This window comes from Spirulina subsalsa FACHB-351, from assembly GCF_026130165.1.
Lineage (GTDB): Bacteria > Cyanobacteriota > Cyanobacteriia > Cyanobacteriales > Spirulinaceae > Spirulina_A > Spirulina_A subsalsa_A.
Genome location: NZ_JAIHOM010000180.1, coordinates 1 through 6,903, shown reverse-complemented (window position 1 = coordinate 6,903; position 6,903 = coordinate 1). Strand labels below are relative to the sequence as shown.

Annotated in this window: 2 protein-coding genes and 1 pseudogene; all 3 read right to left on the bottom strand. The window is 46.5% G+C overall.

The window, feature by feature from the left end:
* Window positions 1–263 (bottom strand): annotated as a pseudogene (locus K4A83_RS21350) (hypothetical protein); the annotation flags it as partial.
* A gap of 22 nt (window positions 264–285) precedes the next feature.
* Window positions 286–450, bottom strand: coding sequence for a hypothetical protein (locus tag K4A83_RS21345; RefSeq protein WP_265266727.1), 165 nt, complete (start codon window positions 448–450; stop codon window positions 286–288).
* A 139-nt stretch (window positions 451–589) separates the two neighbouring features.
* The gene (locus K4A83_RS21340) at window positions 590–6,784 is read right to left on the bottom strand and encodes a S8 family serine peptidase (RefSeq protein WP_265266726.1); all 6,195 of its coding nucleotides are present in this window, start codon (window positions 6,782–6,784) and stop codon (window positions 590–592) included.
* Window positions 6,785–6,903: the final 119 nt, after the last annotated feature.

Sequence of the window (6,903 nt, the reverse complement as noted above, 5' to 3'; positions counted from 1 at the left end):
ATTTGGCCGGGTCGGCTGATTCCCATGCAGCCGTTGCCCCAGGTGGTGGCGAAGGCACTCAGGATTTCTAGGTCGGTGAGGGGGATGTTGGTGTCAAGGGTTGCTTGTCTGATTACGGCTTGACGGGCGAGATCGGGAAGTTCTGCGGTTGGGGTGGTGTTGGCAGAGGTTATATTTTGGGCTTGAGTTGGGGGTGAGGCAATGTGAGTTAAGCCGGTAGTTAGGGTGAGGGCGATGAGGGTTTTGAGGATAGGATGCTTCATGATGATTAAAAAATGAACTGAATTATTTATCGGGGGTGATTTCGGGGGGGGTGATTAGGGTGTGGTTGGTTTGTTGGAGGAGGGTTTGGATGGTGTTGATGAGGGTGTAACGGAGTTCGGCGGATGAGGTTAGGTATTCTGGGGGGGTGGGTCGGGTGTCTAGGTAGGTTTGGTGTGGTTTGGTCATGGTGTTGTTTGGGAGTGATGAGGGGTGAGGATGTGGTCAACAGCACTCTACCGAGCAGTATTCTTCATATTCAAGAAAGTTTTCAATACACTTGAAATATGAATATCTGAAGCCACATCCTATGGTTTACGACACTAGCCTACAGAAAAGATAGCCATGTATTAGATTTTTGAAATGGATCAAATTCAAAATTAAAGACTGGAAGAGTAGTGAATTTCCCTTCAAAATTAATGCCGCCAGGATTAATTTTTATCATCTCTTTTATCCATTGTTGATCCTTGTCTCCTGGGACAAGACTATCAATGACATTGCCAAGAGAGGCTGAAAATTCAGGAACAACTTGAAATGATAAATCTGTTTTCAAATTACCAATCGGCTGTACCTTGAGATTACCTAAGCCTGAAGGCAGAGTTTGAAGATCAAGAGAACTGCCTAACTTAACTTCAAAGTCATGAACACCATCATTATCATGATCAAACCGGAAACCTGAGAGTTCAAAAGATGTCTTTTGATTCAAATAAACCCCTAAATCAAGACTAAGAAACTCATTGAGCTTAATACCTCCTGCTTCCTTACCCCCAAGTCCAAGTAATGGCTCCGTCAAGCTCATTTTCAATCCAAGATTATCCTCCCCTTCGAGTTTATTATCTTTAAACTGACTATCAGTGATGTTAATCCCTGTATCCAAATCGATAAACTGTGCAAGTCCGGGAGCGAAATAACCTAAAAGAACATCCGCAGCATCTAGCTCTAATCCAGTTTTCCAATTAAGGTTAGTTCCACCAATCAAAGGAATATCTTGATTAAGGCCTATACCTGCCCCTAACTCAAAATCAAGGCCTATACCTGCTCCAAAATAACTGGAGAGTAATGTTTCACCCTTACCAATGCCGGTAGATAAAATCCCAAACTCATTGGAGGCACTATTAAATGTAAAATCAAACGCTCCAGGAAGCTTAATATCGGCAGTTCCGGTACTACCGTAAGCACCAACGCCGCCCTTCATGTTGATCCAAAACTCACCAATCCCAAACGGTTGGGTAGTTCCAATATTATCGAATCCCCAATCATTTCCTCCAGAAAGACCTTTCTTGCCAGAACCCCAAAGACCTATGTTATTTAACATGAATGGCAAGGTTACAGAGTTCTGGAATCCGAGACGGGCTTCTTCTTCAGCCTTCCGTTTAGCTTCTTCCTCAGCTTTGCGTTGAGCATCTTCCTTAGCTTTGCGTTGAGCTTCTTCCTCCTTAGCTTTGCGTTGAGCTTCTTGTTCAGCAATCCAATCGTTGAGCTTCTTCGTCAGCCAATCAACAGCATCATTAAATTTACTGCCAATCCAAGATCCAATGGATTTAACTTTATCAACTCCTTGACCAGCAAGGTTTAGGAGGGCATTGACCCATGGAAACGCCTTTTTTAAACCATCTATGGCCCAATTAGGAGCATTTTGAATGACACGAGCAAAATCATCCCACTTTTTACCAATAACTCCGATGGCTTCATGCGCCACTTTATTCCAGTCAGCTTGTGCGAGTTCCTTACTAACAGTGGTAACTGAATCAGGATCAAGTTTTGCTAATAAGGTAGGCAATCCTCCATTGAGAGATTCCTTCGCGATAGATTGGACTAAGCTACTGTTTCGTGGAAGTGATCCTGCTAAAGCACCTAGCAAAGAAACACTTGTATTGATTCCGCTGTCCCCATTAGCCATTTTCAGCAATCCCAAGATTGTATCTTTGGTATTGACAAGAGATCCAATGGGAGCCATACCCAGAAGAAGTTCAAGAGCAATAGCACTAAATTGACTTGGAGAAGAGTTGCCAAAATCTAGAATGGCATCAAGAATTTTTTTACCTTCACTTCCAAGCGAACTGAGGAAACTAAGCATCTGGTTTTTTAGTTCATTTGCTTTATTAGCAATTGCCTTCTCCAAACCTGTTCGAGTTGCCGCAATCTTCGCATCAACCCCATGAATCTTATTCCACAGATGCCCCGTCTTATCCCCAAATAAGGCATCAACAAAAGCCGCTACAGCTTTCTGCGTCCGAGGCTCCAGCCAATCAGTAATGCCTTTTAAACCATTACCAATTCCATTGATCGTAGAGCTAACACCACTCGAAATAGCATCCACCGCAGGCTTCACGACCTGGTTATAAACATTAAATCCAAGCTTCTTGCCGAGAATATCGATGTTGATACCAAGATTTTTTGTGGATTCAACAGCACTGAGCACTCGTCCTTTAAACTTGCTAACTAAGTCATTCGCACCGCGAACCGCTCGATCAACTGCACTACGGAATGAATTAGCTGCATTAGCAATAGCTTGGTTAATTTCCGCACCAGTTCGATAAGCATTCTTAACAGTGTCAAAGAACGTTGAGATCGCTGACTTCACATTATTCTGAATGTTCGTCAACTGCCCGTTTAACCAAGTTTGGGCACTATTAACCGCATTTTTGACAGCATCCCGTCCCCGACGAACCAGTTTTCGAGCATCTTCCTTCAGATTTTTAGCCCAATTCCAACCAAGGTCAGGGATCTTATTAATTGCACTGATCAAGCTATTCGCAACAGAGTCAGCCTTATTCTTGATTCCATTTCCAAGACTACTAACACTGTTTTTGATCGGATTAGCAACCCCATCAACCCAACTTCTTGCACTATTTCGTGCGTCATCGAGAGCCTTATTGACCTTAGCCCGTTGCTCGCTATTCATTTTGTCGAGTAGCGCCTTCATCTCCTGCTCATAACTGCGCTTCTCACGTTGAAGATCCGCAATCTTAGCGTTCGCCTTAGCCCGCTCCGGCCCAGCAAAATTATTTAAAGCCGTATCATAAATCCGCATGATACGCGGATCACTAAACAGAGGGCCTTTCGCACCACCACTGCCGCCGCCAACTTGCCAACCGTCAGGTGGTCCCTGCTCCGTCCGAGACAACAAATGTTTGAACTTCACAACCAGTTCATAGTCCGTCGTCACACCCTTCGGACTATTCACCCGCAGCATATACGTCCCGGGAATCAGATCCGCAATAATATGCTCATCTGTAACTCCTTCCCGCATTGAATAAGCAATGGGACGATTGCGGGCATCATAAAGAATTAAATCCGCATCCGCCAACAACTGCCGCAACTCAGCCGTAATCCGACCACCCCGCGACAACGTAAACCGATAATAGTCATCCGGCACCAAATTGCCAACCGTTTCACCACTAATCCGGCTTTCAAACGGATCGACAGGGCCAAACTCAGGTAAATGAGTGGCTAGATACCAGTCTTGCCCCCCAATACCCTTTTGTCGCTCAATTTCCCGTAAGCGAGCCTGCTCTTTTTCTAATTCTTCTTTTTGACGCTGTTTTTCTCGCTGTTCTGCAAGCTTCCTTGCCTGCTCCTCTAATTGCTTCTGTTTGGCTGCCGCTTCCTGCTTGAGTTTCTCTTCTAACTCCTTGAGTTTCTTCTGTTCTGCTTCCTGCTTCAGCTTCTCCTCTTGTTCTTTCTTCTTCTTAGCTTCTTCCTCCTGTTTTTTCTTCAGTTCAGCTTCTCGTTCCTTTCGCTTCTGTTCTTGCTTTTGTGCATAATTAGGATGATGCTTGGGAATCCAAATCGAATCTCCTGCGGCAATCCGATTAACATCAGCAAGTCCATTTTTGTTACCAATAAATGCCCAGTAGTGCGAATCAACTCCATTACCCATAGTTCGTTGAGCAATATGGCTAATAGTATCTCCTGGCTTGATTTCATAGCGAACCCAATCGTAATACTCTTTATTCTTCCAGAACCGCTCCGCGTGCGCCCAAATCTCAGGAGCCACCGTATCCGGGTCAACGGTAGGCATAATCGGGGCAATATACTCGTAGTCCTCCCCTAAATCCTCAGCCGCATCAAAAGACATCTCCGCCAACGCCCGGAACGCCTCAATCTGCTCCGGCGTTAAATCCGCCCCATCAAACGACTGACCACCAAACAACTGATAATCCGGCGTAGCCCGATCCAAATTCACCACATAACCCAAATCCGCCAGAGAAGCGATAGTCACCGCACTAATCGGCGCACTCCCCCCAGCAAACCCATTCAGGTCTGCCGTCATAATCTCATCTTGGAAAAGATCCTCATGCCAGTGCAAACTCGCTGAACCATTCCCTTCAGCTTCGAGAGCAATAGCATCAGTCAGCCCACCCATATTCTGGAACTCATTAACCGCATTTTTCCCGTTGTACTGTGCCAACGGCGTACCCGCGTAATCAATCAGCCCCTTAGCTTCCCAAAGATTCCCGAACCCTAAAGCGTGTAAAAACTCATGCTGCGCCACATCAAACAAATGGCCAGACCGCTCCAACTCAGCAATATCTGCGGCATCAAACTGCACCAAAGACTGAGCAGGCAACAACGAGCCATAGCGCATAAAGTCAATCTTCGTCCGGGCCTGAGTTCCCCCCGCCCCATCCAAATGAGCCGTAGAAATCTTGATATTGATATCGTCAATAATCTTGCCATCAACGATCGCCGTCGGCAAACCCTGACCAATCAAAGCCGCCACATTCTTCGCCGCCGCTGTCAGAATCTGCTTCTGACTGGCCGTTAATGTACCATCAAGCTCTAAATCAATATTGAAAGGTTGCGGCTCCGTGCTTTCAAACCCATAGAGCATATAGGTAGCCGGAGCTTGATTCCGCTGCTCCACCTTCATCAACACCTCACCACTGGCATTGGCCGGCAATTCCAGCTTATGGCTACCCTTCCCTAAAACCTGAGTCCCTAACAACTGACCATCAGGAGTCAAATACTTAATCGACAATTCCCCATCCAAAACCGAGAAATCAGCCCCCTGCAAATAGCGACTCTCCATCCGGAAAACATCCACAGGGTCAATACTGCTCACCTGGTCGATAATATCCACCGTAGGAGACATCAATAGGGGAGTAGCTTCTTTAATGCTATTGCCACCCGTATCGACGGTCGTCTCAGGAATTCCTGGCACAGTCGCCGCTGGATGAGTCGGATCACCCGGTAGCGGTTTATTCCCCGGATTCGAGGAAATAAAATTATCAGTAATGGTGCGCTGACCCGGTTTCACAGTGTAAGGTTCAGGTTTTGTGGCTTTGGCCAAATGAATAGCCGCCATAATGTTCAAAAGCCCTGCCCCTGTTTCGATGTCCCAATTGGGTTGCCCCAAATCCGTAGCTGTCCGCTTGAGAATATCAATGACTTGGGTGTAATTAAGGTCAGGATTCGCTGCCCAAACTTGAGAAACAGCCCCGGTTACTTTTGCCGTTGCGACAGTCAAATTGGGGACACCTTCAAGGGAACTAGCAACATCTGCCACCAAGTCCAAAGCCTTACCACTGACAGAATCATGGGTAGGTTGATAGCCTTTAAAGGGTTCTAATTCTGGTGTTATTGATTCCGCTGCCCCAACGGTAATAATATTGTCAAACTCTTGGGAAGCCTGACCCAAAGCCGACATCACGCCGCCATCATTGCCTGCTGCAACGACGAGTAACACATTATTCTGCCGGGCATACTCAATGGCCGCCCGCTCCATCGGCGTGAACTCATAACGGGTAAACACCTCCCCATTAGCATCAATCTGGGTGAGATCTAAACTCAAATTCACGACCGCATTGGGTTGTCCCGACTCAACGGCCGCATCGACAAATTCCACCAAAGAATTCGCCCACTGCCCTGAACCTACCGCACGACCTAACCAAATGGGAGCATCTGGATTAATGCCATCAATGCCAATATCATTATCCCGTTGGGCTGCAATAATCCCTAAAACATGGGTTCCGTGTTCATTGCCTTCCCCTGCTGTTAACAAGGGGTTATCGTCCCCGTCAATCCAGTCCCGGCCTAACATGATGTTGGAATAATCCAAATCGGGATTATCCCCACTAAATCCGGTGTCAATAATCCCGACCAAGGGTTGATATTCTCGTGAGAAACTAAACCCAATGTCCTCAACGCCTACTTCCTCCACATAACGAGTGGCATAACTCACTAAAGCCTGACCTAAATCACTGTCCCGCCAGTCTACAGCAGGATCAATTAAATCTTCCATCAAAGGCGCTTCCCCAGTAGCCCCCCGCACTTGGAAGATTAAATCATTGTAGTCCCCGTCATACCAAGCATGACCAAACTGGACATCTTCCATGACAAAGGTACTGCCATCCCCGGTCACATCGGCAATCTGCCCGAAGTGGAACATATCATGGGGATTAGCGGTTCCCAAGGAGAAAATAGGGGCTTTGGCTCCTGTAATATTGGGGTTGTTCAAAACCTCTTGTATGCGCCCATTGGGGGTTAACATAAAGGCGAATTCATCCCCTGGTCGCATGGAGAAGGATTTAATGCCTTGGTATTCCCCAGAGTTCCAGTTGTTATTTTCTCCAAGGTTGCCCAGGCCTTCAAATCTAGCGCCTTCGAGTCGGTCTTGAATGACGATGTGACCGAATT